A 25085-nucleotide genomic window follows, 5' to 3' on the forward strand; every position below is an offset into this window, starting at 1 on the left:
GGCCCGCTGTCCAGCAGCCCAGGGAGGCCGGCGATCGAACCCGGTCCGCGCTGTCGGCGGCCCGGCCACCTGCCCGGACGGGGACGGTCAGCGGCCGTCGAACGTCGGCCGGCGCTTCTCCACGATCGCGGTGGGGCGCCCGGTGGTCGACGGTGGCGCCGCTGGACGGTCAGCGGCCGTCGAACGTCGGGCGGCGCTTCTCGACGAAGGCGGTGGTGGCGGCCCGGTGGTCGGCGGTGGCGCCGCAGATCGCCTGCGCCTGGGCCTCGGCGGCCAGCGCCTCGGAGAGGGTACCGGCGTCGCCGACCGAGAGCTGCCGCTTGATCGCCCCGTACGCCACCGTCGGTCCGGCGGCCAGCCGAACGGCCAGCTCCTGCGCGGTCGCCAGTACCTGCTCGTCGTCGACCAGCCGGTTCAGCAGCCCGAGCCGGTACGCCTCGTCGGCCGGCACCGGCTCGGCGAGCATCAGCAGCTCGACCGCCTTGGCGTGCCCGACGAGCCGGGGCAGTGACCAGGAGGCACCGGTGTCGCCGGCCAGCCCGACCTTGGCGAAGGCGAGCAGGAAGGTCGTACCGGGGCCGCCGATCCGGAAGTCGGCGAGGAAGGCGAGCGAGGCTCCGGCGCCGGCCGCCGTGCCGCGTACCGCCGCGATCACCGGCTTGGGCAGGCTGGCCAGCCGGGAGGCGATCGGGTTGTAGTGGGTCCGGACGGTACCGAGCGGATCGGTGCCGCCCCCGGCCAGCGTGGCGGCGTGTTCCCGCAGGTCCTGGCCGGCGCAGAAGGCCGAGCCGGCACCGGTGAGCACCACCGCGCGGCAGGAGCGGTCGTGCTCCAACTCGGCCAGGGTGTCCCGCAGCGCCTCCTTCAGCGCCACGTCCAGCGCGTTCATCGCGGTCGGCCGGTTCAGGGTCAGCGTGACCACGGAGTCGGAGCGGTCGATGAGCAACGGCTCGGTCACGGGTGTTGGCCCTTCTGTCGGGTGATCCGGTGGGAACCGTCGAGGCACTGCTCGACGAAGCGGTCGGCGGCCGGGCGCAGCCGTGCGGCGTGCCGGTCGAAGAAGGCCGCCGCGCTGGTCCCCGGCCACCGTTCGGGCAGTAGCGCGGGAGGCAGCTGCGGGTCCCGGAAGAGGAAGGTACGCCATGCGTGCACGAGCCGGAACCGGGCGGCGTACGCGTCCTCGTCACAACTCCGTACGGTCACCGTGGCGAGCAGCGGCCGTTGCGCGGAGACGAACTCCTGGTACGCGTTGGCGATCTCGTCGAGGTCCCAGGCCCGCCGGACCACCCCCATCGCCCCCGGGGTGCCGGCGGCGTGCGCGGCGGTGAACCGCTCGTAGCGCACCCCGGCCTCGGCCAGCAGGCCGTCCACGTCCTCGCCGGGCCGGGTGGCGACCCAGTTCTGCTCGTCGAGCATGCCGTAGCCCAGATAGCTCAGGTTGGCGGCGAGACGCTGCCGGTCCCGCCGGTTCGTGCCCGCTTCAAGCACGATCAGGTCGAATCGGCCGTCCCATCCGATCTTGCCGGTTCGGTAGATCCGGGCCGCCGCCTCGTCGAGTCGTCGGGCCGCTCTGGGGGTGAGCAGATAGCCCGGTCCGGCGGCCAGTCGGAGCGGGTGCAGCCAGCCCTGCCGGACCATCCGGGAGACCGCGGTACGGACCGCGGGTGCGGCGATGCCAAGCGGGGATAGTAGTTTGACCAGCGCGGACACTGGTGCGCGTCCACCCCGGGAGCGGAGGTAGTCGCCATACAGGTCGAAGAGTGCCGACCGTGCCTGCATGACCGCACATTGTGACACCCCTTCTCAAGATATGCTAGATGCTGTTACATCAACGCTGGTTCGGTTTGGGTCCGGCGGTGTTCATCAGGGAAAATCGTTGGTCGGCACCGCGGCCTTGGGCGGTGATGCTGACCAAATGGATGTGGGGTAACCCACCGACCCTGATGAAGGTCTGAGGGGAGACAACATGGCGGCGATGAAGCCGCGGACGGGCGACGGTCCGCTGGAAGTCACCAAGGAGGGCCGGGGCATCGTCATGCGGGTTCCGCTGGAGGGTGGTGGCCGGCTCGTCGTCGAGATGACTCCCGACGAGGCCAACGCGCTCGGTGACGCGCTGAAGGCCGCCGCCGGCTAAGTGAACGCCGACTCCTCCGGGCGACACGTCTCGTCCGGCGGGGTTTCTCACCCTGGGCCACCGGCGGCGCCGCCGGTGGCCCAGGGTCGTGATGCCGGGCGGGATATCTTCCTCCCGCCCACCCAAGATCGTCTGGAGGTAACGTCGGCGTGCTGTCGATCCGTCTGGTAGTCGACCCGACCGGGTTCGAGACCCTGGCCCTGCCGGTCGCGCCCGTGGCGGCGCCGGGCCAGCCCGCCGGGCCGGACCAGGCCGATCCGGACCCGGCCGACCAGCCCGATCCGGACCCGGCCGACCAGCCCGGATCGGGTACGCAGGACGGCGCCGAGCCGAGCGGTCGACTGCTGCCCACCTTCCTCGCCCTCCCCGGTGAGCTGGGTGTCGAGGCGAGCGCGCTGCTGCCGTACCTCGACCAGCCCGGAGGCGCGGGCGCGCTGCACCGGTCGATCCGGCCGCAGGGCAACCCGACCCGGCTGCTGCTGGCCGGGGTGGGTACCGGCGACGAGGCCGGCTGGCGATCCGCCGGGGCGGCGGTGGTCCGGGCGGCCACCCGTGAGAGTTCGATCACTATAGCGATTCCGGTCGATGCTGACCCGGGTGCCGTACGTGGGCTGGCCGAGGGGATCTGGCTGGCGTCGTACCGGTTCCGGATGCCGGACGCCGACGGATCCGCCGGCGACCCGCCCACGCTGACCGAGGTGCTGCTCGCGGTCGCCGACCCCGAGCCCTACCGGGCGCCGCTCGACACCGCCCGGGTGGTCGCCGAGGCGACCCGGTTCGCCCGGGACCTGACCAACACCCCCTCCTCGCTGAAGACCCCGGCCTGGTTCGCCGACCGGGTGGTCGAGGCGACCGCCGGGCGGCCCGGGCTGACCGTCGAGGTACGCGAGCCGGACCGGCTCGCCGCCGAGGGGTTCGGCGGCATCCTCGCGGTCGGCGGGGGATCGGCGCAGGGGCCCCGGCTGGTCGAGCTGAGCTGGCGGCCCGAGGGCGCGGACCGGCACGTGGTACTCGTCGGCAAGGGCATCACCTTCGACACCGGCGGCGTCTCGATCAAGCCCCGGGACGGCATGAAGCTGATGCGCAAGGACATGGGCGGTGCCGCGGCCGTGATCGCCGCCACCGTCGGTGCCGCCGCGCTCGGCCTGCCGGTCCGGGTAACCGCGCTCGCCCCGCTCGCCGAGAACATGGTCAGCGGCTCGGCGTACCGGCCGGGCGACATCGTGCGGCACTACAACGGGCTGACCAGCGAGAGCACCAACACCGACGCCGAGGGCCGGCTGGTGCTGGCCGACGCGCTCGGCTACGCCGTGGCACGGCTCGCGCCGGACCTGCTGGTCGACCTCGCCACGCTGACCGGGGCGAACGCGGTCGCGCTCGGCAAGCGGACCGCCGCCCTCTACAGCGACACCGACGAACTGGCCGAGGCGGTACTGGCGGCTGCCGAGGCGGCCGGCGAGCGGGCCTGGCGGATGCCGCTTCCCGCCGACTACGCCGAATACCTCGGCAGCGACCTCGCCGACCTCTACAGCGCCCCGAACCACGGCGCCGGATCGGTCACCGCCGCGCTCTACCTCCGCGAGTTCGCCGGTGACCTGCGGGACCGCTGGCTGCATGTGGACATGTCGGCGCCGTCCTGGTCCGACGGCAACGACGGCGAACTGGTCAAGGGCGCCACCGGCTGGGGCGTACGCACCCTGCTGCGCTGGCTGTCCACCCAGCCGTAGCCGTAGTCGGTGCGGGGGTGGTCCGGCCGGGGTTCGACCGGGTCGGTCAGCGCTTGACCGCGACGAGTAGTCCCTCGCCGGTGGGCAGCAGCGCCGGGGTCCACTCCTCCGACTCGCGTACCGCCTTGACCACCTCCCGGACGGTCACCGTCTCCACGTCCCGGGCGGCCGGGTCGCCGATCCGGCCGGCGGCCAGCGCACCGTGCAGCGCGAGTACCCCGCCGGGGCGGAGCAGTCGCAGCGCCGCCTCGACACAGGCGCTGTATTCCGCGACCTCCGAGTCGACGAAGATCAGATCGTAGACCCCGTCGGCGAGCCGGGGCAGCACGTCCAGCGCCCGGCCGGTGATGATCCGGGTACGCCCGGAGGCGAAGCCCGCCTCCTGGAAGATCCGTCGGGCGATCCGCTGGTGTTCCGTCTCCACGTCGATCGTGGTCAGGATGCCGTCGGGGCGCATGCCGCGGAGCAGCCAGAGCCCGCTGACCCCGGTACCGGTGCCGATCTCCACGACGGCCCGCGCACTGCCGGCCGCGGCCAACAGCCGGAGCGTCGCACCGGTACCCGGCGTGACGGCGTCGAGCCCGACCTCCCTGGCCAGGCTACGGGCGGTACGCAGGACCAGGTCCTCGGCGACGTACGCTTCGGCGAACTGGAGTGCTTGGGCGGTCGTCGTACTGACTGACCGGGCGACCGTGGCGATGGGGCACCTCCGGGCGGCGAGGGACTCGGCTGGCGGGATGGAACTCGGGGATGGAACTCGATCGGCGGTACGTCTCGGGGTGTGCGTGGATTTCCGCTGGGCGGAGCTTGCGGACGGCGGGTTCGCGGGGCGACGGTGGAACGGCGGCGGCGGGGTCGGCGGACCGGGGCGGGGTTGCGGGTATGAGCCTAAGGGTGGCGGTACGTGATCGGCATGCGCGTACCTCGGACGGCGAGCTGCCTCGGCCCAACCGATGACCGGTATTCGGCCATCCGTGCGATCCTGGATACGGAACCCGGACGCCGCGGCCGGAACCGGTCGCCCCGGCCCGCGCGGCGCCCGGCTTCAGGGACGGACTGGGAGGCAGCGAACGTGACGGACGGCTGGAACTGGCGCCAGCCCGATGGGACAGCGACGCCGGGGAATCCCCCGCCGCCGACGCCCTCGACGCTCGGTGGGCCGGCGGTGGCCGGGTCGGCCGCCGCCGGCCCGGGATCGTCCCCGTGGTGGTCCGATGCGCTGCACGACCCGTGGCGCAATCCGGGGACTCCGGCGGCCGTGGTGGTGCAGGCGGCGCCGACCTCGGGCACGGGCGCCGAACCCGAGCCGGTGACCGACCCGGACGCCGCCCGGCGGCGGGGACTGGCCCCGGTCTTCCTGGTCTCGCTGATCACCGCGCTGCTGGCCGGCGCGTTGGGCGGGTCGCTCGGGTACGCCTTCGCGGTGCGCGGTGGTGCCGCCGGTACGACCACGCTCGGCTCGACCGCCGCGGAGCCGCCCGCCACGGCCCGCCGTCCGCCCGACTCGCTGGCCGGGGTCGCGGAGCGGCTGCTGCCCAGCGTCGTCACGGTACGGGTCAGCGGCAACGGCGGCATCGGGCTCGGTTCCGGGTTCGTGGTCACCCAGGACGGTTACGTGATCACCAACGACCACGTGGTCGGGGTCGGCACCGACACCGCGACGGTGGTGTTCAACGACGGCTCCACCGCACCGGCCGAGGTGGTCGGCAAGGATCCCGAGGCGGACATCGCCGTGATCAAGGTCTCCCGGACCGGCCTCAAGCCGGTGGAGTTCGGCGACTCCGAAGGCGTGGCGGTCGGCGACCCGGTACTCGCCTTCGGTACGCCGCTGTCGCTGGCCAACACCGTCACCGCTGGCATCGTCAGCGCGCTTGACCGGACGTTCCGGCAGGGTGAGGCGGGTGGGCAGGTGCGCTACTACGCCGCCATCCAGACCGACGCCGCCGTGAACCGCGGCAACTCCGGCGGACCGCTGGTCGACGGCGGCGGGCGGGTGATCGGGGTGAACTCGGTGATCCAGACGCCGGCCGCCGACGAGGAGACCGCCGGCAACGTCGGGCTGGCCTTCGCGATCCCGATCAACCAGGCCAAACGGTTGGCCCAGGAGATCATCGACACCGGCAGGGCGCGCCGGACCGTGATCGGCGCGACGGTCGGCGGCACCCGCTCCGGCGGGTCGGCCGGGGTACGGATCTCCGCCATCGAGCCGTCCGGGCCGGCCGCCGCCGCCGGGCTGCGCGCCGGTGACGTGGTACTCAAGCTCGACGGCAAACCGCTGGAGGACCCGAGCGACCTGATCGCGCTGGTCCGCAAGTACGCACCCGGCTCGGTGGTGAACGTCGAGTACCGGCGCGGGTCGGAGCGGCAGTCCGCCTCGGTGACCCTGGTCGCCGACGCGAAGTGACGCGGCTCTGACCAGGAGGTGACCCGGCCCTGAACGTTGAACCGACCCGGTCGGGCGGGGAAGAGACGGTGGCGGCGGGCCGGAAGTAGCCGCCCGCTCCCCCTCCCACCGCCCGCCATGACGTGCGTACTCTTGCCAGAGGCGGGGACGAGGAGGCAGGCGTGTTCGAGAACCTGAACTGGTGGGAGATCGGTGCGCTGCTGCTGGTGGCGCTGCTGATCTTCGGTGACCGGCTGCCGGCCGTGATCAGCGACGGCCTGCGGATGCTGCGCAACCTGCGCAACATGGCCCGCAACGCCACCGGCGACCTGAGCCGCGAGTTGGGCACCGACATCCAGCTCGAAGACCTGCACCCCAAAGCGTTCATCCGCAAGCACCTGCTGAGCGAGGAAGACGAGCAGGCGATCCGGAAGCCGCTGGAGGGGACGCTCGAGAAGCTCCGCTCGGACCTGACCGACGTACGCCGCGAGGTCGACGACGTGGCGGCCTCGGTCGACATCCGCTCGTCGAAAGGCTCGACGGGCGGCGCCACCGCCGCCAGTTCGGGTGCCGGCACCGAGGTGACACCGGCCCAGCGCCGCGTCTTCGACGTCGACGCCACCTGACCCGACCCGCCGCCCCCATCCTTGACCCGGCGTCAGCGTCGGCGCCGAGCGGATGGCCGCAGTTGACCGCCCCGGATCAGCGACCGGCGGGGCGTAGCCCGAGGGGCTTGCCGAGCAGCGACTCGCGGCGTACGGCGAGCCGGTCCGCGACCGCGTTCAGCGCCTTGGCCGCCGGCGCCTCCGGCTCGGCGAGTACGACCGGGTCACCGGCGTCGCCGGCCTCGCGTACCCGGGTGTCCAGCGGGATCTGGCCCAGCAGCGGCACCTGGGCGCCGATCACCCTGGTCAGCGACTCGGCGACCATCGCGCCGCCGCCGGAGCCGAAGACCTCCATCCGGGAGCCGTCCGGCAGGTCCAGCCACGACATGTTCTCCACCACCCCGACCAGCCGCTGGTGGGTCTGTAGGGCGATCCCGCCGGCCCGCTCGGCCACCTCGGCCGCCGCCGTCTGCGGGGTGGTCACCACCAGGATCTCGGCGTTGGGCAGCAACTGGGCCAGCGAGATGGCCACGTCGCCGGTGCCCGGCGGGAGGTCCAGCAGCAGGACGTCGAGGTCGCCCCAGTAGACGTCGGCGAGGAACTGCTGCAACGCGCGGTGCAGCATCGGGCCCCGCCAGACCACCGCCGCGTTGCCGTCGGTGAACATGCCGATCGAGATCACCTTCACCCCGTGCGCCTGGGGCGGCATGATCATGTCTTCGACCCGGGTCGGCCGGCCGTCCACGCCGAGCATCCGGGGTACGGAGTGGCCGTAGATGTCCGCGTCGACGACGCCCACCGCGAGCCCTCTCGCGGCGAGCGCGGCGGCCAGGTTGACCGTGACACTCGACTTGCCGACCCCGCCCTTGCCGCTGGCCACCGCGTAGACCCGCGTCCGGGAGCCGGGCTGGGCGAACGGGATCACCGGCTCCTGGCTCTGCCCGCCGCCGCGCAGCCGGGTCTGGAGCGCCTGCCGCTGCTCCGGGCTCATCACGCCGAAGTCGATGGTGACTCCGGTCACGCCGGGCACCGCGCCGACCGCCGCGGTGATGTCGGTACGCAGCTTGTCCCGCAGCGGGCAGCCGGCGACGGTGAGCAGCAGTTCCACCCGTACCGTGCCGTCGTCGGCGACCACGGCGGAGCGCACCATGCCGAGTTCGGTGATCGGCCGGCGGATCTCCGGGTCGTCGACGGTGGCGAGCGCGGCGTGCACCGCCTCCTCGACGGCGTTCGTGGGCCCGACGGCGGAGCCGGTGCCGGAGGCGGCGGCCTCGTGGCCGGGAACGGCTGGAGCAGACATGTTCGCCATGCTACGTCGCCGGCCGGTCCGACTGGCCGGCCGCACCGGGACAGCGGGGACCGAAGCAGCACCTCGACCGACGAGAGTGAATCGGTACGCCGTGGGCGGCAAGTCGGTCGTTCAGCTATGGGTGGGGAAATTGGCGATTTGACGGTAGACGCCGTACCCGTCGGGGTGCGACGATCGTTGAAGTCCGCCGCGCGCCTAGCCCCTTGAGGCGCGCGGCGCTTTCTTGCGCCGTCAAGCCGATCCGCGCCGCCTTACCCGGCCCGGCGGATCTGCTTCAGCCGGACCCGCTCAGGCAGCCCGCTTCGGCCGGACCCGCTCAGCCAGCCCGCTTCAGCCGGACCCGGTCAACCAGCCCGGTCAACCAGGCCCGCCCAGCCAGGCCCGGTCAGCGAGCCCGCTCAGCCAGGCCGGATCAGCGGCGTCGGACGCGGTGCAGTCGGAACGGCCGGCGGGTCTGTCGGACCGCGGTGGCCTCGCGGGGCGGGGCGGCGAGTGAGTCGTCCGGCAGGGTCTGCCCGGCGGCCAGCGGCGGCCCGGCCGGGGCCAGCCGGCTCAGCACAGCGCTGGCCCGCCACCGCTCGGCCAGGTCCGCCGGGCTGCCCGAGGCGTTGAGCCGCTTGGCCGCCACCTGGGGGGCCACCGTCGCCCACCGCTCGTCGTCCGGCGCGATCCGGGTCACCTCGGCCGGCCAGGTGACGATCCGTCCGCCGTGGTCGCCGCGCAGCGTCACGCTCGCGGTCTCCGTCTCGGCCAGCCCCGGCGCGGACTGCTCGCCGGGGCCGCTCACCACGTACAGTCCGCCGTCCAGCGGAACGCACCAGAGCGCGACCGGCGGTCGCTCGCCGACCGCCACCCACGCCACGGCGGCCTTCTTCATCGCCTCCGCCACCAGCGGCGAGACCGGGGCCTGCTGCTCGTCCGTCACACCCCGAATCCTGCCCCACCCCGGACCGGCACGGAACCCGCCGGCTCCGATCCGGGCCGGCTTGGCGCGGGTACGTCGAGCAGCCCGGGTACCTCGGTCAGCGAGGTGAGTGCCGGACCGGTCCAGCCACGGTCCGGGTTGAAGACGAGGTGACCGTCGAGGTCGGCTGCGGCCAGCCGGATGGCGGTCATCCCGGCCCGGGCGGCGCCGGTGAGTTCCTGACTGCCGCCGTCGCCGACGTAGAGGCAGTCTGCCGGGGCGACGCCCAGCCGGTGGCAGGCGGCGAGATAGATCGCCGGATCGGGCTTGCAGCGACCCACCTGCACCGAGAAGACCCGTGCGTCGAGCAGGGGCGCGACCGGCAGGTGCGGCAGGAAGGCGGGAAGTTCGTGGGTACAGTCGCTGACCAGTGCGGTACGCGCGCCACGACGCCGTACGGCCCGCAGCACCGTCACCGCCTCGGGGCGGAGTCGGGTGTCGGCGCGTACCGCCTCGACTCGGGCCTCGACGGCGGCGCGCAGGTCGGCGGCGGACGGTCGGGCGCCAGCCTGCGCGCAGATCCACCGCATGGTGTCGGTGGCATCCCCGAGCGCTCCGCTGGCGCGCAGGTAGAAGGACCGGTCGAGTATCTCGACCAGCGCCTCCACCGCACAGCCGAGCAGTGCGGCGACCACCGCGTGCTGCTGGCCCCGCCGGCTGGCGCAGGTGAGGGTGCCGAAGAAGTCGAAGATCACCGCCCGGTACGCGGGTGACCGCCGCCCGGCCCGCTCCGACCACTCGGCATCGGGGCGATACGCCGACCACTCGGCATCGGGACGGTACGCCGACCGCGCGGGGCCGGTCGGGTGTGCTGGCTGGTCGTCGGGGGTGGGACAGCGGTCGGTCGGGGAGGGGAACCGGTATGTGGGCATGGGGGAGCAGGCCTCCAGAACCGGATGGAGCCAGGAGCGATCGGACGATCGTAACGGCTAGTCGATCAGATGGTGGCCCGCAGTGACATGTGAGGATTTTTCCGTGCCTGCCGCCGTACCACCGTCCCGGACCTCGATCGACCCGCTGAGCGTCGGCGCGGTCGCGGTCGCCATCGCGGCGGTGTCGTCGTCGGCGCCGCTGATCGCGTTCGCCGCCGCGCCCGCGCTGGCCATCGCCTTCTGGCGCAACTTCCTCGCGGTCGGCGTGCTCGGGCCGGTCGCGCTGTTCCGGCGCCGGGCCGAGTTCCGGGCGCTGACCAGGGGCGCCGGCCGCCGGGACGCGGGCTACTGCGTACTCGCCGGTCTCGCCCTCGCGGTGCACTTCGCCACCTGGATGCCGAGCGCCCAGTTGACCTCGGTGGCCGCCGCCACCGCGCTGGTGGTCACCCAGCCGGTCTGGCAGGGACTGATCGCGCTCGGCCAGGGCCGACGGCTCTCCCCGCTCGCCTGGGTCGGCATCGGGCTGGCGGTGGTCGGCGCGATCTGGGCGGTCGGCGCAGACTTCGGGGTCTCCGGCCGAGCCGTCGTCGGTGACCTGCTCGCGGTCGCCGGTGGGATGGCGGCGGCGGTCTACACCGCCCTGGGTGAACGGGTCCGGAGCACGATCAGCACCGTCGGCTACACCACCATCTGCTACGGGGTCTGCGCGGCGGCGCTACTGGTGGTCTGCCTGGCCGGTGGCGTACGCCTCGGCGGCTACGACACCGCCACCTGGCTGGCCGTACTGGGGCTGGTGGTGGGGGCCCAACTGCTCGGGCACTCGATGTTCAACTACGCGCTGCGCCGGATCTCGGCGACCACGATCAGCGTGCTCTTCCTGCTCGAAGCGCCCGGCGCCGCGCTGCTCGCCTGGGTCTGGCTGGGCCAGGTACCCCGGACGGCCGCGCTGCCCGGACTGGTCCTGCTGCTGGCCGGCGTCGCCGTCGTGCTGCACGGCGAGGCGCGGGCCGCCCGGCGCCCCGGCACCACCCCAGCACATCCGGATCCGCCACCCGCCCCGCCGGAGGCGGGCCCGGACGGCGACCCGCGTTCCGGAGCGGCCCACCGAACCGGCTGACCACACGCCCCGCCGCTCGGCAGCGTTGGCCCGCCGGTCGGGAGGGTTGGCCCGCCGGTCGGGAGGGTCGGTCGGCCGGTCGGGAGGGTCGGTCGGCAGGGTCGGCCCGCTGGTCGGGATCAGCCCGAGGTGCTCGACGTGGTGGCGAAGAGCACGCCGATGAAGCCCAGGTAGGCGAGGAAGAAGAGCAGGCCGAGGGCGACCATCCCGAGGGAGACCCAGCCGAGCACGAGGCCGGCGGTGGCGAAGCCGCTGCCCTCCTCGCCGCTCGCCTGGATCTCGGTACGTGCCTTCTTCGCCAGGTAGACCGCGACCGCGCCGACCAACTGGCAGCTGAACAGGGCGACGATCCCGGTGACCATGGCCGCGATCGCCATCCCGTTCGTCGGGCGGCGCACCACGTACGGGTAGCCGGGGTAGCCCGGTGTCCAGCCCGGCTGTGGCGCTTCGCCGGCCGGTCCCGGGTACTGCCCCGCGTCGAGGGGCGGCGGCGCGACGGCACCCGGGTCGCTGGTGGGCTCGGACGGGTTACCGGTGCTGCTGCCTGGGTTCACGGCGCCTCCTGCTGGTCCGGATGCTCAGTAGCCGGTGTCGTACGTCGACGGCTGGTTGGCCAACCAGACGAAGAAGATGACGATGGCGATGGTGGACAGGACCGCGATGGCGGTGGATATCCAGCCGACGATGATGCCGGCCTTGGCGAATCCCGAGCCGCCCTCGCCGCGCTCGCGGATCTGCTTGCTGGCGACGTGTCCCATGATCGCCCCGACGGCGCCGAGGTAGCCGCCCAGCCCGTACCCGCAGAGCCCGAGCGCGCCCACGATGGCGACCACCATGGCCGCGATCGACAGACCGTTGGTCGACGGACCCGGGGTGACCACCGGGTAGCCCGCTGGCGGGTAGCCGGCCGGCGGATAGCCCGGAGCCATCACCGGCTGGCCGCTGATCGGATCTGTGCCGGCCGGGTATGCCTGGGTCGGATAGCCGGGGTCGGCCGGATATCCCGGCTGGTAGGGCTGGGCGGGGGCGGCGGCCTGCACCGTCGGATCCTGGTACATGGGCTGGTAGCCCGGATCCTGGTAGCCACCGGGTTGGGCCGGTGGCTGCGCCTGCCAGGACGGATCGCCGGAGTAGCCGCTCTGCTGGGGGTCGGTCATTCGAGGTCTCTCACTTCGTCCGTTCGGATGCGTCGCCAGGGTAGTCGGCGTTCGCCATCTCGGTGTCCCCATATCCGGCCGACCGGGCGTCGGCCGACGAGCGGGGCCGGTCCCGGTCGACCTGCCGGGCCGGTCCCGGTCGACGTGCGGTCGGCGGTGCCCCGGCGGTGCGGCGTTGCCCGTATCGCCTGGACCGGGCAGGATCGCGGGCATGGTATTCGACGCGCGCGCCGGGGACAGATCCGGTAATCGGCCTCGTCGGGACGCCACGCGCCCCGCGCTGGCCCGCCGGCCCCGTAACGGCTCGCAGGGCACCGTCTCGCAGAGCATCGACCCCGGCCGGCCGGGAGCGCCGGCCGGCGACGCCGAGCCGGTGACAATGCGGCTGGACGGGCGGGTGGCGCTGGTCACCGGTGCCGGCAGTCCGGACGGGATCGGGTACGCGACCGCCCGCCGGCTCTGCGCGCTCGGTGCCCGGGTGGCGATCGTCTCGACCACCCGCCGCATCCACGAGCGGGCCACCGAGCTGGGCGCGACGGGTTTCGTCGCCGACCTCACCGACGAGGCCGAGGTCGGCGCGCTGGCGGACGCCATCGTCGAGCAGTTCGGCGAGGTGGAGGTACTCGTCAACAACGCCGGACTGGCGAGCCGGGCGAGTCCCGAGGTGCTCCGGCCGGTCGCCCAGTTGAGTTATGACGAGTGGCACCGGGAGATCGAGCGCAACCTGAGTACGGCGTTCCTGTGCAGCCGGGCGTTCAGCGGCGGCATGGCCGAACGTGGTTGGGGGCGGATCGTCAACCTCGCTGCCACCGCCGGCCCGGTCAACGCCCTGCCCACCGAGGCGGCGTACGCGGCGGCGAAGGCCGGTGTCGTCGGGCTGACCAGGGCACTCGCGATGGAGATGATCGCCGACGGGGTGACCGTCAACGCGGTGGCGCCGGGGACCATCTACACCGCAGCCTCCACCATGGCCGAACTGAAGCAGGGTCTCGGTACCCCTGTCGGCCGCCCCGGCACCCCGGACGAGGTCGCCGCCGCGATCGCCTTCCTCTGCTCGCCGGCCGCCTCGTACATCACCGGTCAGATGCTGGTGGTGGACGGCGGCAACAGTGTGCGGGAGGCGGAGTACCGCTGACCCGGAAGCCGTTCGCTACCGGTCGGGCGGGCGGTTCCGGCGGGCCCGACGAGCCGCCGCGACACCCCGCCCGACCGGATCAGTAGGAGCCGCCGTCGCCCTCCGAGCCGGCCCAGCCCACCAGGGCCAGCCAGCCGCAGCAGCCGATCAGGTAGAGCGCGGTGAAGACGTAGCTGAGCACCAGCCCCCAGGTGGCCAACTGGCCGCCCTGTTCGCCGGTACGGCGGATCTGGCGTCGGGCCAGGTGCCCGAGCACGATGCCGGCCGGCGCGAAGACGAAGGCGAAGACCAGGGAGAGGATCGCCAGCAGGTTGAACCCGGACTGCCGGCCGGGCTGACCGTAGTAGCCGGGCTCGCCCTGCGCACCGGGCTGTCCCGGCTGCCCGTAGTAGCCGGGCTGGTCCTGGTAGCCGTACTGGCCGGGCTGGTCCTGGTAGCCGGGCTGGCCGTAGTAGCCGGGCTGCTCGGGTTGGCCGGGGTAGCCGTACTGGCCGGGTTGGCCGTACTGCCCGGGCTGGTCGGAGTAGCCGGGCTGGCCCGGGTGGCCGCCGTACTGGCCGGGCTGGTCGGGGCGTCCGCCGGAGCCGGGTGGGGGCTGCGCCGGAGATCCCTGCGGATCCTGCGGCTCACCCGGCCCTGGGTAGCTCATAGCCTCGCCTCCTCACCCGGAAACGCTACCCGTCACCGCCGACTTTCACGGCAAATGTCCGGGATGACACGCCCTGTGGTGGAGGAGAGTTCGCCGAGTTCGGTGGGCCGGTCAGTTCCGCCGGGACAGGCCGGCGGTGGCGCGTTCCACCGCGAGGCAGCGGTCCTCGACGCAGTCGATGCCGGCCTCCTCGGCGATCCGCCTGGCCTCGGCCGAGACGATGCCGAGTTGCAGCCAGACCGCCGGGGCGCCGATCGCGACCGCCTCGCGGACCACCTGCACGGCGTCCTCGGCCGGCCGGAACACGTCGACCAGGTCGACCGGATGCGGGATCTCGGCGAGGGAGCGGTAGACCCGCTCCCCGAAGAGTTCGTCCGCCACCGGGTTGACCGGGATGATCCGCCAGCCGTACCGCTGCATCAGCGCGGGGACGCTGTGGGCCGGCTTGTCCGGGTCGCGGGACGCCCCGACCACGGCGATCACCCCGGCCTCGGCCAGGATTTGCTGAGGGCTACGCACCCCGCGACTGTAGCCCGGGTTCCGGCACTGTCAGCCCCGCTCGACTCCGAGCTGGATCCGGTACGCCGTCGGCCGGTCGATCTCGTCGAGCAGCGCGATGGCGAAGTCGGCGTACGAGATCCGGCTGCCCGCCTCGGCCGATGCCGTACGGTACCGGCCGGTCCGTGCCCCGCCGTGGTCGAAGTCGCCGGCCGGGCTGAGTACCACCCAGTCCAGCCCGCTCTCGGCCCGCAGCACCGCCATCCCGGCGGCGTGCCCGAGGGAGAAGGAGCGGTACTCCTGCGGGTAGCCGGCGGTGTCCATCAGCGGTGTCCCGTCGGCGGTCTCCAGTACCGAGGCGAGCCCGACCACCACCAGCCTCGGTACGCCGGCCCGGGGCAGCCCGGCCAGCAGCGCCCGGGCGGCGGCGGTGAAGAAGACGTCCGGTGCCGTCCCGGGGTCGTAGACGCTGCTGATCGCGGCCTGGTGGCCGGCGGCGATCCGGGCGACGTCGGCGGCCTCGGTCACGTCCCCGGCGACCAGCCGCACCCCGTCCGAGCCGAGGTCCGGGTGGCGGTCCGGATCCCGGACGACGGCGGTGACCTGGTGTCCCCGTCGGCGCGCCTCGTCGACGGCGGCCCGGCCACCCCGGCCACCCGCACCGAAGACCACGATCCTGCTCATCCTGTTCGCCTCCCGAATCCCGGCCGGAACCCGGTTGCCCGGCCGGTCCGGACGGTATCCAGCCGGCTGGTTACCGCCGGGATACCAACTACCGTGGAGGCATGGCCGCGCCTCTCGACCCGGACATGTTCGACCCGGTATGCCCCACCGACCTGATGCCGATCCGCACCGGGGACAAATGGGCAGGCATGATCATCCGCTGCCTCGAAGGCGGCCCGCGCCGCTTCTCCGAACTCCGGGTGCCGTTGCGCGGCATCACCGCCAAGGTGCTCACCCAGTCGCTGCGGGCGCTGGAGCGCGACGGCTACGTCACGCGTACCGCCCAGACCCACCCGGTACGCCGCACCGAGTACGCGCTGACCCCGCTCGGCGCCAGCCTGCTCGGACCGCTGGCCGCGCTCTGCGCCTGGGCGGAGGAGCACTGGGACGAACTGCTCGACGCCCGGGAGGCCGGTACGGCAGCGCTGGCCGGTGGGAAGCCGTTCAGCGCAGGGTGAGCTGCTCGACTGTCAGAAGGGTGAGCTGCTCGACTGTCAGAGCAGGGTGAGCTGTTCGACGGCGGGTGCCGGGGCGGGTGCCGGCACCTGGCGAGCCTCGCCCGGCTCGGGGCGGTGCAGGCCGTGCCGGCGGGCCGCCATCCGGACCCGGGCGGTCAGCTCGCGCTGGTATGCCTGCGGCAGGTAGGAGCCCCGGCCGAAGAGGGTCCGGTAGCGCGGCACCAGGTGCGGGAACTCCCGGGCCAGCCAGCTCGCATACCACTCCCGGGCACCGGGACGCAGGTGCAGCGGCAGCGGGGTGACGCTCACCGCGCCGGCCGCCGCGATCGCGGCCACCGTCTCCTCGATCGACTCGTCGCCGTCGGTCAGCCCGGGCAGGATCGGGGCCATCAGCACCCCGACCGGAAAGCCGGCGTCGGTCAGCCGGCGTACCGCGTCGAGCCGGCGCGCCGGGCTGGGCGTACCCGACTCGACGGACCGCCACATCCGCTCGTCGACGAAGCCGATCGACATCGAGACGCCGACCCGGGTGACCGTGGCCGCCTCCTGGAGCAGTGGCAGGTCGCGCAGGATCAGGGTGCCCTTGGTCAGGATCGAGAACGGGTTGGCGAAGTCGCGCAGCGCCGTCAGGATCGGCGGCATCAGCCGGTAGCGCCCCTCGGCCCGCTGGTAGCAGTCGACGTTGCTGCCCATCGCGATGTGTTCGCCGGACCACTTCGGCGCCGCCAGCTCGCGGCGGACCAGCTCGCCCGCGTTGACCTTGACGACCACCTTGCTGTCGAAGTCGCGGCCCGCGTCGAGGTCGAGATAGGTGTGCGTGCCCCGGGCGAAGCAGTTGTGGCTGACCACCCCGTTGGCGACGAAGTCGCCGGTGCCGGTGGTGATGTCGTAGAGCTGGAGCTGCTGGTCGAGCGGCTCGATCCGGCGGATCCGCAGCGCCGCCCGGCCGCCGAGGATCGTCCCGTCGAGGCCGCCGGCGGGCAGGTCCGCGGGACCGGGCATGGCCCGACCGGTGCCGACCAGGCTGTCGGTGATCGCCAGGTAGGGCCGGGGCGGCTCGCCGGGCAGCGCGCCGACGACGTGCTTCCAGCCGCGCGGGGTGAGGAACCTGTGGTCGCCGCTGGCGGTCAGCTCGGTGCCGTCCGCCAGGACGATCCGGTATGCCGGCTTCACCGTCGACCAGTGCGCCAGCACCTCGGTCCGGACGTAGCGCCGGTGGTTGCCCTGCGCGACGGTGCCGTAGATCTGGTCGCCGATCCGCAGCTCGGCCAGCGGTCGGGTGCGCCCGTCGGCGAGCAGGATCGCCGTGTCGCCGGCCAGGCAGTAGGCGCAGGCGTGGCTGCACCCCCGGTAGGGGTTGATCGTCCACTGGAACGGCACCCGCGAGGCGCCCGGCACCCGGTTGATGATCGACTTGGCCCGTACCTCGTAGAACGTCATGCCGGCGAAGCCGGGGGTGTCGAAGGTGCGGACGGTCGCGCCGGGCAGCGCCAGCGGCAGGGGTGGAGCCGCTGGCGCTGCCCCCAAAGGGGTCCCGGTGTCGGGGGGAGCCGACGTCAGGTTTTCCCAGCGCATGGCCATCATTCGAACATACGTTCGAGGCGCCGCGCAACCCGCCACCCCAGGGCGCGCCGAAAGGGCGGCGATGGTGGGATCGCGGCTACCGGCCGCCAACTAGCGGGCGTCGGCTAGCGGGCGTCGGCTAGCGGGCGTCGGAGGGTGGGCCGCTGCTCTCCCGGCGGACCAACTCCGCGGCGACGTGTTCGATCTGCGGGGTGTTCAGCGGTTCGGGAGGTTGCAGCGCGAGGGTCATCGCCCGGGCTCCCATGTCGGCCAGGGGCAGCCGGATCGTGGTGAGCGCGGGTGTCACGTCCTGGGCGATCGGCATGTCGTCGAAGCCGACCACACTGATCTGGCCCGGTACGTCGATGCCCCGGGAGCGCAGCAGCGCGAGGGCGCCGATCGCCATCGAGTCGTTCAGCGCGGCGATGGCGGTGACCCCGGGATGGGTGTCCAGCAGCGTGGCGGTGGCGGTGGCGCCGCCCGAGCGGTCGAAGTCGGCGTAGACGATCTGCCGGGGGGTGAGTTTGTGGCCGTGTTCCCGGGCGGCCCGACGCAGCCCGGCGAGCCGATCGGTGGTGGTGGTCAGGTGTCGCGGCCCGGCGACGACCCCGATCCGGGTGTGCCCGAGGCCGTAGAGTTCGGCGCCGACCAGATGCCCACCCGCCTCGTTGGCCGGGATGACCGCGTGCCCGCTGTGCTCGTGCCGGCCGATCACCGCCACGTGCCCGCCGGTGGACTGGTAGACCCGCAACTTGGCGTCGAGGGTGTTGGTGAACTGCTCGTCGTGGTAGCCGGAGCCGGCCAGGATGATCGCGGCGGCCTGGTTGGCCCGGAGCAGCTCGACGTACTCCAGCTCCTTGTCCGGGTCGCGGTAGGTGTTGCAGATGATGACCAGTCGGCCGTGCTCGGTGGCCACCCGTTGCAGTCCCCGGGTGATCTCCGCGAAGTACGGGTCGGAGACGTCGTGCACGATCACCCCGACCGCGCTGCGGTGGTTGCGGGCGAGCTGCTGGGCGTGCGCGTTCGGGACGTACTGCAACTCCTCGACCGCCGCCAGCACCCGTTCGCGGAGCGCGTCGGTCACCGGTTTCGGGCTGCCGTTGATGATCCGCGACGCGGTGGCGGGTGACACGCCGGCCCGCCGCGCGACATCCGCCAGAGTGGCCATCGACCCGTCCTTCCCCGGCCGCCCGGTGGCCGGTTGCAGGTGAGGATATCGCGGGGCGGTCCGGGGCATTCATGGCCGTCGCGGGCCGGGTGGCCCGGGCAACTGGAGATCACCGGGGTGCCGGCAGGCTCTTGCCCGAATCGGAACGGAGTCGGTAGCGTAATCGGGAAAGCGCTTACCGACGTACGGCGTGCTCCACCGCGACCATCGCGCGCCAGGACGAATCCCACCGCTCCACGTACCCCCGCGCGCTCGACGAGTGGCACCCGCGGATCAGCCAGCCTGAGGAGGCGACGTACATGGGCCGTACCACGATCGGCATCGTGCTCAACGGCGTGACCGGCCGGATGGGCTACCGGCAGCACCTGGTCCGGTCACTGCTCGCGATCCGGGAGCAGGGCGGGCTGGCGCTGCCCGACGGCCGCCGACTCTGGCCCGAACCGATCCTGGTCGGCCGCAGCGAAGCCAAACTCCGGGAGATCGCCGAGCGGCACGGGCTGACCGAGTGGACCACCGACCTGCGCGCCGCGCTGGCCCGCCCGGACGTGCAGATCTACTTCGACTCGCAGGTCACCGCCCAGCGGGAGAAGGCGCTGAAGCTGGCGATCGAGGCCGGCAAGCACATCTACACCGAGAAGCCGACCGCCGAGGACCTCTCCGGCGCGATCGAGCTGGCCCGGCTCGCCGACGAGGCCGGCATCAAGCACGGCGCGGTGCAGGACAAGCTCTTCCTGCCCGGCCTGCGCAAGCTCGACCGGCTGGTCAAGGCCGGCTTCTTCGGCCGCATCCTCTCGGTACGCGGCGAGTTCGGCTACTGGGTCTTCGAGGGTGACTGGCAGGCGGCGCAGCGGCCGTCCTGGAACTACCGGGCCGCCGACGGCGGCGGCATCACCGTCGACATGTTCCCGCACTGGCACTACGTGCTGGAGCAGATCTTCGGCCGGGTGGCGGCGGTGACCGCGCACGTCACCACGCATATCCCGCAGCGGTGGGACGAGGCCGGCGAGCGCTACGACGCCACCGCCGACGACGCCGCGTACGGCATCTTCGAGATCGAGCGGCCGGGCCAGTCGGGCCGGATCGTGGCCCAGATCAACTCCTCCTGGTCGGTTCGGGTCTACCGGGACGAGCTGGTCGAGTTCCAGGTCGACGGCACCGAGGGCAGTGCGGTGGCCGGGCTGCGCAACTGCCGGATCCAGCACCGCGCCGCCACCCCCAAGCCGGTGTGGAACCCGGACCTGCCGGCGACCGAGGACTTCCGGTCACAGTGGCAGGTCGTACCGGACAACGAGGAGTTCGACAACGCCTTCAAGGCGCAGTGGGAGCTGTTCCTCCGGCACGTGGTCGCCGACGAGCCGTACAGCTGGGACCTGTGGTCGGGTGCCCGGGGCGTACAGCTTGCCGAGCTTGGCCTCGCCTCCGCCCGGGACGGCCGGCGCATCGAGATCCCCGCCCTCGACGGCGAGCCGGCCCGGTGAGTGCCGTCCGGGAGCGGTTCTCGTTCAACCAGGCCACCGCCAAGTACTGGCCGATTCCCGACCTGGTCACCGGCTGCCTGGCGGCCGGGGTGACCCAGGTCGGACTCTGGCGGGAGGAGACCCTCGCGCACGGCCTGGACAAGACCGCCACGCTGATCCGCGAGTCCGGGCTCGCGGTCACCTCACTGTGCCGGGGTGGTTTCTTCCAGACCCCCGACTGGTACGACGAGAACCGCCGGGCGATCGACGAGGCCGCCACCCTCGGGGCGCCGGTGCTGGTGCTGGTCTCCGGCGGGTTGCCGGACGGCAGCCGGGACGTGGACGCGGCCCGAGCGCACGTCGGCGAGGCGATCGGCGAGCTGGTGCCGCACGCCCGGGCCGCCGGGGTACGGCTGGCGATCGAGCCCCTGCACCCGATGTACTGCTCCGACCGCTGCGTCGTCTCCAGCCTCGGCCAGGCGCTGGACCTGGCCGCGCCGCATCCCGCCGAGACGGTCGGGGTGGTGGTGGACACCTACCACATCTGGTGGGACGACCAGGTCTGGGCGCAGATCGCCCGGGCCGGCCGGGAGGACCGGATCGCCTGCTTCCAGGTCGCCGACTGGGCCACCCCGTTGCCCGAGGGGGTGCTGCTCGGCCGCGCCCTGCCCGGCGACGGCTGCGTGGAACTGCGCCGGTTCCGGGCGGCGGTGGACGCCGCCGGCTACCAGGGGCCGATCGAGGTCGAGGTCTTCAACGCCGACGTGTGGGCCAGGCCCGGACCGGAGATCCTGGACCGTACCCTCTCGGGTTATCTCGCCCACGTGGATTAGCCGGCACCGTCGCCCGGGGGGAAACTGGTGACCATGGACCAGCCCACCTTCGTGTACGACGGCGACTGTGCCTTCTGCACCACCTGCGCCGAGTTCATCGGCCGGCGGATCCCGACCGGGGCCAGCGTGCTGCCCTGGCAGTTCGCCGACCTCGACGCGCTCGGGCTGACCGTCGCGCAGTGCGAGGAGGCGGTCTGGTGGGTCGGCACCGACGGTGTACGCGTCGCCGGCCCGGACGCGATCGCCCGGTTGCTCGGCGCGAGCCGCCCCGGCTGGCGGCTGCTCGGCGCCGGCCTCCGCCTGCCCCCGGTACGCCTGCTCGCCTGGCCGGCGTACCGCTGGGTGGCCCGCAACCGACACCGCCTGCCGGGCGGTACGGCCGCCTGCTCGCTGCCACAGGCGACCCGGGACCGGCTCTACGGCACAGCCGGCGACGGCTGAGTCGGAGGCGGCTCCGTCGACTGCCCGACGGCCGGCTCTGTCGTCCTCGTCTGCCCGACGGGCGGCTCGGTCGTCCGGACCGGTTCGGCGTCCGGCCCGCCACGTTCGGCGTCCGGCCCGTCGCGCCGGCCGGTCAGCCGGCGCAGCCGCTCGACCGGGCGGAGTCGCTCCAGCGCCAGGAAGCTGGTCATCGCCACCAGGTGCGGGGCGAACGAGATGGTGATGGTGGCGATGGTGACCAGGTGGAACGAGTAGAAGAACGCCACCACGGCCTGCCGCCAGCGCGGTGACACCACGAACACCAGCGGGCTGAGCAGCTCGAACGCGACGATGCCGAACTGTGCCGCGATCAGCAGGTACGGCACCTGGGCGATCAGGTCGGCCAGCTCCGTACCACGCCGGATGATCGCCCGGGCCAGCACGGAGCCGGTCATCCACCCCAGCCCGCCGAACCGGAGTTTGGCCCAGGCGGCCAGGAAGTAGGTGCAGACCACGGCGATCTGGGTGACCCGCAGCGCCCAGCCGGCCGCCTCGCTCCCGGTGCGGTCGCCGTGCCGGGCCCGCCCCACCGTCGGCAGCACGGCCAGCGCCACCAGGAAGGCGAACCGGTCGTGGTCCACCTTCCCGTAGCTCATCGCGATGACCATCCACTCGAAATAGAGCACGAAGACGGCCCAGCCGAGCGCCCGGGGCGCCCGCCCGGTCGCGGCGGCGAGCGCGAGCAGCAGCAGCGCCCAGAAGAGGACGTTGACCAGCACCGGGTTCGGGGTCGGCAGCGGCAGCAGCCGGCCGACGAAGAGCGGCTGGTACAGCTCGCCGGGGATGCTGGCCTTGTCGCGTACCCAGGGCGTGAAGACCAGCAGGTCCGCCGCGACGAAGAGGTAGACCAGGGTACGGAAGGCGGCCACCCGGGCCCGGGGCACCGGCTCGGTCAGCCAGCCCGACACGGCGGTACCGATCCGTCTCGACGCGGTCACGGGGCCTCCCACCGGACCACCGTCTCGTCGACCGCGTTGCCGGTCGGTCGGCCATCCGTGATGCCGTACCAGCGGATCACGATGCGTACCTCGACGATCGGCGGTGCGCCGGGGTGCCGTTCGGCGTACGCGTCGGCGACCTGGCGCAGCAGGGTCGGGTCGGCCTCGTACCGGCTCTGCTGGCCCTCGATCTCGGCCCGCCGGATGCCGGTGCTCTCCTCGCCGAGCCCGACCACCGTCCCGGTGGCGTCGACTCCCTCGATCCGGGTGTCCGGGGCGGGGTCGTCCGGCGGGTTGGAGCCGGCGTACATCCGGAACGGGCCGAACGGGAAGTGGTCGTCCTGGCCCCAGAGGGTGCCGGCGAGTAACACCGCGCCGGCCAGCAGGGTGAGGCCCACCCGGAGATTCCGGCCCCGCCTCGGCAACGCGTCCATCGGTTCGAGACCTTACGCGGTACCCGCAAGTCCCGGGCGCCGTCGGTCCGGTGCCGCCGACCCGGCGGAGACGGCTCCGGCCGGACACCGATGTGGTGTCCGGCCGGAGCGCGGTCGTTACGAGGTGGAAGAGGTTCAGTGGCTGTGCTCGGCGAGCTGCTTGCGTACGTCGTCCATGTCGAGCGCCTGCACCTGCTCGATCAGCGATTCCAGCGCCGACTCCGGCAGGGCGCCCGGCTGGGCGAAGACGATCACACCGTCCCGGATCGCCATGATCGTGGGGATGGACCGGATGTCGAACTTCGCGGCGATCTCCTGCTGCGCCTCGGTGTCGACCTTGCCGTAGACGATCTCCTGGTGCTTCTCCGAGGACCGCTCGTACACCGGCGCGAACCGCTTGCACGGGCCACACCAGTCCGCCCAGAAGTCCACCAGCACGATGCCCGGTTGCTCGGTCACCTCATCGAAGTTGGCTGTGGTCAGCTCAACGGTCGCCATTGATCACTCCGATCACCGCAATTGGCCTTACGACAGGGGAACCCACCCGGCCTCCTCGGAATTCCCCGGCACCACGGGTTGAAACGGTCATCGTGTGCCGGCTCACGTTCCGGCCCGGCATCGATGCGGGTTGGTGATCCAGCCGGCCTGGAAGTGAAACACCGGTGACATAGTTCGGTGACCGGTAGTTATGGGAGCGTTTCCACGCTTCTCGCTGGCCAGCCCCGGTCTGATCGGGAAACTTGCCGGTTGGCAAGCGGAAACAGGTGACATAACGGATGCCTGGGTGCGTACAGCCGTTCACATTCAGTAACATTACAAAAAGGTAACTGTGACCCCGATCTCGTGGCGGACTCTTCTGTCGACCGGGTCGGGTCGGGCAGAATCTTTCCCATCAGAGCGTGGGCGGCGGGTGCCGGGGAGGGCCCCGCCGCTCATTGCGTCCGGGGTCGGTTTCCTCCGCCCGGCACACCTCTTTAATCAGCGCTGAGGGCTCCGCGTGTCGGGTCGGTGACGACGGCACGTGGGTCGCGCCCGCCGGGGTCGAGCGATGGCGACACCAGCACTACCGCTTTTCGGGCGGAAACGGGCCTTCCGCCTATCGGCGGCTTATGCTGAGCCGGGAGGCGCCATGAGTCACACCGGATCTCCGGACTCGCCCGGTGCCACGCACGGTGCCTGGCGGGCCACCACCACCGGCTATCCGCCCGACGACTGGTTACTGCTCGTCCGGCTGCCGGGTCGGGTGATCGTCGCGGCCTCGTCGGCTCGGCCGGACAACCCGGTCCGGGCGGTCACCGAAGGACTGGCCGGCCTGGACGGCATCGCCGCCGGGCGGTCGTTCGACAGCGAACTCGTCCGGGCGGTGGTCGCCGCCATCTACGCGGAGTCCGACGACGGGCACTACGGACCCGTCCGCACCGGACGCGCCGACGGCGGACTCGCCGAACTGCTCCGGTCCTGCCGGGCCGCGGTCGAGACGCTGGCCCGGCACGCCGATCCGGCCGACTCGGCCGCCTACCGGCAGTGGGTGCAGTCAGTGGCGGCCCGGGTCTGCCGGGCGGCCGGCTCCGACGGCCGGCCCCGCCCGTTCGGCGATCCGGTGGATCCGGACCAGCGCCGGGTGCTGGACCAACTCGGCGAGGCGCTGGGACTGCGCTCCGCCGGCTGACCGCCGGGTGCGTACCCTCGGCAACCGTGGACGGTGCCGAGGTCGAGTTGCAGGTCGGGGTAGGGCCGTGGCCGGGTGAGCCGCCGACAGATCCCCGGTACGACCCGGAGCTGATCGGCCAGGGCGACCGGCGAAACGTCGTCGACCGGTACCGCTACTGGCGGCGGGAGGCGATCGTCGCCGACCTGGACCTGCGCCGGCACGACTTCCACGTGGCGATCGAGAACTGGCAGCACGACTTCAACATCGGCACCGTGGTCCGGAACGCCAACGCCTTCCTGGCGGCCGAGGTGCACGTGGTGGGGCGGCGGCGGTGGAACCGGCGGGGCGCGATGGTGACCGACCGCTACCAGCACGTCCGGCACCACGAGACGATCGAGGCGTTCCTGGACTGGTGCCGCGCCGCCGACCTGCCGGTGATCGGCATCGACAACCTGCCCGGATCGCGACCGCTGGAGAGCGCGGTGCTGCCGCGCCGCTGCGTACTGCTGTTCGGGCAGGAGGGGCCGGGGCTGTCCGAGCCGGCCCGGCTCGCCTGCTCGGCGGTCTTCTCCATCGCCCAGTACGGCTCGACCCGGTCGATCAACGCCGGGGTGGCCAGCGGCATCGCCATGCACGCCTGGATCCGCACGTACGGTGAGCAGCCGCCCGCCGACGCGGACTGACCCGGCCCCGCCCACGACCGGTTCACCTGGCCCAGGGCGTCCCGACCGTACGCAGAACGACCCGAAAAGGCCGGTTCGCCTTGACTTGGAGGCACTGGTGCGGGGACTGTAGTTGTCGTGGGTGTCGCGGTGAGTTGTCCCCGCTGC

28 protein-coding genes are annotated in these 25085 nt (G+C 72.7%); 12 read left to right on the forward strand and 16 right to left on the reverse strand.

The window, feature by feature from the left end:
- Positions 1-169 precede the first annotated feature (169 nt).
- Both Pma05_RS14945 and Pma05_RS14950 read right to left on the reverse strand, forming a co-directional pair.
- The gene (locus tag Pma05_RS14945) at positions 170-958 is read right to left on the reverse strand and encodes an enoyl-CoA hydratase-related protein (RefSeq protein ID WP_203857981.1); all 789 of its coding nucleotides are present in this window, start codon (positions 956-958) and stop codon (positions 170-172) included.
- Entirely contained in the window at positions 955-1779 is an 825-nt protein-coding gene (locus tag Pma05_RS14950) for a PaaX family transcriptional regulator (protein ID WP_203857982.1), read from the reverse strand. The genes Pma05_RS14945 and Pma05_RS14950 overlap by 4 nt, the downstream gene beginning before the upstream one ends.
- A 187-nt stretch (positions 1780-1966) precedes the next feature.
- On the opposite strand from Pma05_RS14950, the gene Pma05_RS14955 reads away from it, so the two are divergent.
- Both Pma05_RS14955 and Pma05_RS14960 read left to right on the forward strand, forming a co-directional pair.
- Positions 1967-2134, forward strand: a complete 168-nt coding sequence (locus Pma05_RS14955) for a DUF3117 domain-containing protein (protein ID WP_007455245.1) — start codon at positions 1967-1969, stop codon at positions 2132-2134.
- Positions 2135-2283: 149 nt separating this feature from the next.
- Entirely contained in the window at positions 2284-3861 is a 1578-nt protein-coding gene (locus tag Pma05_RS14960; protein WP_203857983.1) for a leucyl aminopeptidase family protein, read from the forward strand.
- 46 nt (positions 3862-3907) lie between these two features.
- On the opposite strand, the gene Pma05_RS14965 is transcribed toward Pma05_RS14960, so the two are convergent.
- Positions 3908-4483: an O-methyltransferase gene (locus Pma05_RS14965; RefSeq protein WP_239312401.1), complete on the reverse strand. Its 576-nt coding sequence runs from the start codon at positions 4481-4483 to the stop codon at positions 3908-3910.
- Positions 4484-4933: 450 nt separating this feature from the next.
- Here Pma05_RS14965 and Pma05_RS14970 point away from each other — a divergent pair, with 450 nt between their 5' ends.
- Positions 4934-6265 (forward strand): S1C family serine protease, encoded by a 1332-nt coding sequence (locus Pma05_RS14970; RefSeq protein WP_372441476.1) that lies wholly within the window; start codon positions 4934-4936, stop codon positions 6263-6265.
- Between the two features lie 161 nt (positions 6266-6426).
- Complete coding sequence (locus Pma05_RS14975; protein WP_203857985.1) at positions 6427-6870, forward strand: twin-arginine translocase TatA/TatE family subunit; 444 nt, start codon at positions 6427-6429, stop codon at positions 6868-6870.
- A gap of 76 nt (positions 6871-6946) precedes the next feature.
- Here Pma05_RS14975 and Pma05_RS14980 read toward each other — a convergent pair whose 3' ends face one another.
- The 3 genes from Pma05_RS14980 to Pma05_RS14990 all read right to left on the reverse strand — a co-directional run bounded on the left by Pma05_RS14980 (position 6947) and on the right by Pma05_RS14990 (position 9994).
- Positions 6947-8149, reverse strand: coding sequence for an Mrp/NBP35 family ATP-binding protein (locus Pma05_RS14980; protein ID WP_203857986.1), 1203 nt, complete (start codon positions 8147-8149; stop codon positions 6947-6949).
- Positions 8150-8570: 421 nt separating this feature from the next.
- Entirely contained in the window at positions 8571-9035 is a 465-nt protein-coding gene (locus Pma05_RS14985) for a hypothetical protein (protein ID WP_203858073.1), read from the reverse strand.
- Between the two features lie 44 nt (positions 9036-9079).
- Positions 9080-9994 carry an HAD family hydrolase gene (locus tag Pma05_RS14990; protein WP_203857987.1) on the reverse strand — a complete coding sequence of 305 codons (915 nt, stop codon included), beginning with the start codon at positions 9992-9994 and terminating at the stop codon, positions 9080-9082.
- 103 nt (positions 9995-10097) lie between these two features.
- Between Pma05_RS14990 and Pma05_RS14995 the strand changes: the two genes are divergently transcribed.
- Positions 10098-11111: a DMT family transporter gene (locus Pma05_RS14995; RefSeq protein WP_203857988.1), complete on the forward strand. Its 1014-nt coding sequence runs from the start codon at positions 10098-10100 to the stop codon at positions 11109-11111.
- A 119-nt stretch (positions 11112-11230) separates the two neighbouring features.
- On the opposite strand, the gene Pma05_RS15000 is transcribed toward Pma05_RS14995, so the two are convergent.
- A complete protein-coding gene (locus Pma05_RS15000) occupies positions 11231-11665 on the reverse strand; it encodes a DUF4190 domain-containing protein (RefSeq protein ID WP_203857989.1) in 435 nt (144 codons plus the stop codon).
- 24 nt (positions 11666-11689) lie between these two features.
- Positions 11690-12268 (reverse strand): DUF4190 domain-containing protein, encoded by a 579-nt coding sequence (locus tag Pma05_RS15005; RefSeq protein ID WP_203857990.1) that lies wholly within the window; start codon positions 12266-12268, stop codon positions 11690-11692.
- A gap of 280 nt (positions 12269-12548) precedes the next feature.
- On the opposite strand from Pma05_RS15005, the gene Pma05_RS15010 reads away from it, so the two are divergent.
- Complete coding sequence (locus Pma05_RS15010; protein WP_372441481.1) at positions 12549-13403, forward strand: SDR family NAD(P)-dependent oxidoreductase; 855 nt, start codon at positions 12549-12551, stop codon at positions 13401-13403.
- Between the two features lie 79 nt (positions 13404-13482).
- Here the strand turns inward: Pma05_RS15010 and Pma05_RS15015 are convergent, their stop codons facing one another.
- The 3 genes from Pma05_RS15015 to Pma05_RS15025 all read right to left on the reverse strand — a co-directional run bounded on the left by Pma05_RS15015 (position 13483) and on the right by Pma05_RS15025 (position 15234).
- Positions 13483-14052 (reverse strand): DUF4190 domain-containing protein, encoded by a 570-nt coding sequence (locus Pma05_RS15015; RefSeq protein ID WP_203857992.1) that lies wholly within the window; start codon positions 14050-14052, stop codon positions 13483-13485.
- Positions 14053-14163: 111 nt separating this feature from the next.
- Entirely contained in the window at positions 14164-14571 is a 408-nt protein-coding gene (locus Pma05_RS15020) for a CoA-binding protein (RefSeq protein WP_203857993.1), read from the reverse strand.
- A gap of 30 nt (positions 14572-14601) precedes the next feature.
- Positions 14602-15234, reverse strand: coding sequence for an NAD(P)-dependent oxidoreductase (locus tag Pma05_RS15025; protein ID WP_203857994.1), 633 nt, complete (start codon positions 15232-15234; stop codon positions 14602-14604).
- Between the two features lie 101 nt (positions 15235-15335).
- Here Pma05_RS15025 and Pma05_RS15030 point away from each other — a divergent pair, with 101 nt between their 5' ends.
- Positions 15336-15731, forward strand: a complete 396-nt coding sequence (locus Pma05_RS15030; RefSeq protein WP_239312371.1) for a winged helix-turn-helix transcriptional regulator — start codon at positions 15336-15338, stop codon at positions 15729-15731.
- A 36-nt stretch (positions 15732-15767) separates the two neighbouring features.
- Here the strand turns inward: Pma05_RS15030 and Pma05_RS15035 are convergent, their stop codons facing one another.
- Complete coding sequence (locus tag Pma05_RS15035) at positions 15768-17315, reverse strand: Rv2578c family radical SAM protein (protein WP_307836851.1); 1548 nt, start codon at positions 17313-17315, stop codon at positions 15768-15770.
- A gap of 118 nt (positions 17316-17433) precedes the next feature.
- Positions 17434-18462 (reverse strand): LacI family DNA-binding transcriptional regulator, encoded by a 1029-nt coding sequence (locus tag Pma05_RS15040; RefSeq protein ID WP_203857996.1) that lies wholly within the window; start codon positions 18460-18462, stop codon positions 17434-17436.
- A 299-nt stretch (positions 18463-18761) separates the two neighbouring features.
- Here Pma05_RS15040 and Pma05_RS15045 point away from each other — a divergent pair, with 299 nt between their 5' ends.
- The 3 genes from Pma05_RS15045 to Pma05_RS15055 are packed head-to-tail and all read left to right on the forward strand — an operon-like array spanning position 18762 to position 21193.
- Positions 18762-19940, forward strand: coding sequence for a Gfo/Idh/MocA family protein (locus Pma05_RS15045; protein ID WP_203857997.1), 1179 nt, complete (start codon positions 18762-18764; stop codon positions 19938-19940).
- Entirely contained in the window at positions 19937-20752 is an 816-nt protein-coding gene (locus Pma05_RS15050; protein WP_203857998.1) for a sugar phosphate isomerase/epimerase family protein, read from the forward strand. Before Pma05_RS15045 ends, Pma05_RS15050 begins: the two co-directional genes overlap by 4 nt.
- Before the next feature lie 33 nt (positions 20753-20785).
- The gene (locus Pma05_RS15055) at positions 20786-21193 is read left to right on the forward strand and encodes a thiol-disulfide oxidoreductase DCC family protein (RefSeq protein ID WP_203857999.1); all 408 of its coding nucleotides are present in this window, start codon (positions 20786-20788) and stop codon (positions 21191-21193) included.
- Here the strand turns inward: Pma05_RS15055 and Pma05_RS15060 are convergent.
- The 3 genes from Pma05_RS15060 to trxA form a co-directional block, all read right to left on the reverse strand.
- Complete coding sequence (locus tag Pma05_RS15060) at positions 21169-22170, reverse strand: HTTM domain-containing protein (RefSeq protein WP_239312374.1); 1002 nt, start codon at positions 22168-22170, stop codon at positions 21169-21171. The genes Pma05_RS15055 and Pma05_RS15060 overlap by 25 nt on opposite strands.
- The gene (locus Pma05_RS15065) at positions 22167-22604 is read right to left on the reverse strand and encodes a hypothetical protein (RefSeq protein ID WP_203858000.1); all 438 of its coding nucleotides are present in this window, start codon (positions 22602-22604) and stop codon (positions 22167-22169) included. Before Pma05_RS15065 ends, Pma05_RS15060 begins: the two co-directional genes overlap by 4 nt.
- A gap of 135 nt (positions 22605-22739) precedes the next feature.
- Positions 22740-23102 (reverse strand): thioredoxin, encoded by a 363-nt coding sequence (gene trxA / locus Pma05_RS15070; protein ID WP_203858001.1) that lies wholly within the window; start codon positions 23100-23102, stop codon positions 22740-22742.
- 631 nt (positions 23103-23733) lie between these two features.
- Between trxA and Pma05_RS15075 the strand changes: the two genes are divergently transcribed.
- Together Pma05_RS15075 and Pma05_RS15080 are read left to right on the forward strand one after the other, a co-directional pair.
- A complete protein-coding gene (locus Pma05_RS15075; RefSeq protein WP_203858002.1) occupies positions 23734-24273 on the forward strand; it encodes a hypothetical protein in 540 nt (179 codons plus the stop codon).
- A 26-nt stretch (positions 24274-24299) separates the two neighbouring features.
- Entirely contained in the window at positions 24300-24938 is a 639-nt protein-coding gene (locus tag Pma05_RS15080) for a TrmH family RNA methyltransferase (RefSeq protein WP_203858003.1), read from the forward strand.
- Positions 24939-25085 lie beyond the last annotated feature (147 nt).

Source organism: Plantactinospora mayteni, assembly GCF_016862935.1.
Lineage (GTDB): Bacteria > Actinomycetota > Actinomycetes > Mycobacteriales > Micromonosporaceae > Plantactinospora > Plantactinospora mayteni.

Coding starts and splice junctions, on each gene's coding strand:
- Pma05_RS15005 (WP_203857990.1), bottom strand. CDS start 12,268: ATGACCGACCCCCAGCAGAGCGGCTACTCCGGCGATCCGTCCTGGCAG.
- Pma05_RS15025 (WP_203857994.1), bottom strand. CDS start 15,234: ATGAGCAGGATCGTGGTCTTCGGTGCGGGTGGCCGGGGTGGCCGGGCC.
- Pma05_RS14955 (WP_007455245.1), top strand. CDS start 1,967: ATGGCGGCGATGAAGCCGCGGACGGGCGACGGTCCGCTGGAAGTCACC.
- Pma05_RS15055 (WP_203857999.1), top strand. CDS start 20,786: ATGGACCAGCCCACCTTCGTGTACGACGGCGACTGTGCCTTCTGCACC.
- Pma05_RS15065 (WP_203858000.1), bottom strand. CDS start 22,604: ATGGACGCGTTGCCGAGGCGGGGCCGGAATCTCCGGGTGGGCCTCACC.
- Pma05_RS15075 (WP_203858002.1), top strand. CDS start 23,734: ATGAGTCACACCGGATCTCCGGACTCGCCCGGTGCCACGCACGGTGCC.
- Pma05_RS14980 (WP_203857986.1), bottom strand. CDS start 8,149: ATGTCTGCTCCAGCCGTTCCCGGCCACGAGGCCGCCGCCTCCGGCACC.
- Pma05_RS14990 (WP_203857987.1), bottom strand. CDS start 9,994: ATGCCCACATACCGGTTCCCCTCCCCGACCGACCGCTGTCCCACCCCC.
- Pma05_RS14985 (WP_203858073.1), bottom strand. CDS start 9,035: ATGAAGAAGGCCGCCGTGGCGTGGGTGGCGGTCGGCGAGCGACCGCCG.
- Pma05_RS15035 (WP_307836851.1), bottom strand. CDS start 17,315: ATGATGGCCATGCGCTGGGAAAACCTGACGTCGGCTCCCCCCGACACC.
- Pma05_RS14950 (WP_203857982.1), bottom strand. CDS start 1,779: ATGCAGGCACGGTCGGCACTCTTCGACCTGTATGGCGACTACCTCCGC.
- Pma05_RS15030 (WP_239312371.1), top strand. CDS start 15,336: ATGGCCGCGCCTCTCGACCCGGACATGTTCGACCCGGTATGCCCCACC.
- Pma05_RS15045 (WP_203857997.1), top strand. CDS start 18,762: ATGGGCCGTACCACGATCGGCATCGTGCTCAACGGCGTGACCGGCCGG.
- trxA (WP_203858001.1), bottom strand. CDS start 23,102: ATGGCGACCGTTGAGCTGACCACAGCCAACTTCGATGAGGTGACCGAG.
- Pma05_RS15015 (WP_203857992.1), bottom strand. CDS start 14,052: ATGAGCTACCCAGGGCCGGGTGAGCCGCAGGATCCGCAGGGATCTCCG.
- Pma05_RS15040 (WP_203857996.1), bottom strand. CDS start 18,462: ATGGCCACTCTGGCGGATGTCGCGCGGCGGGCCGGCGTGTCACCCGCC.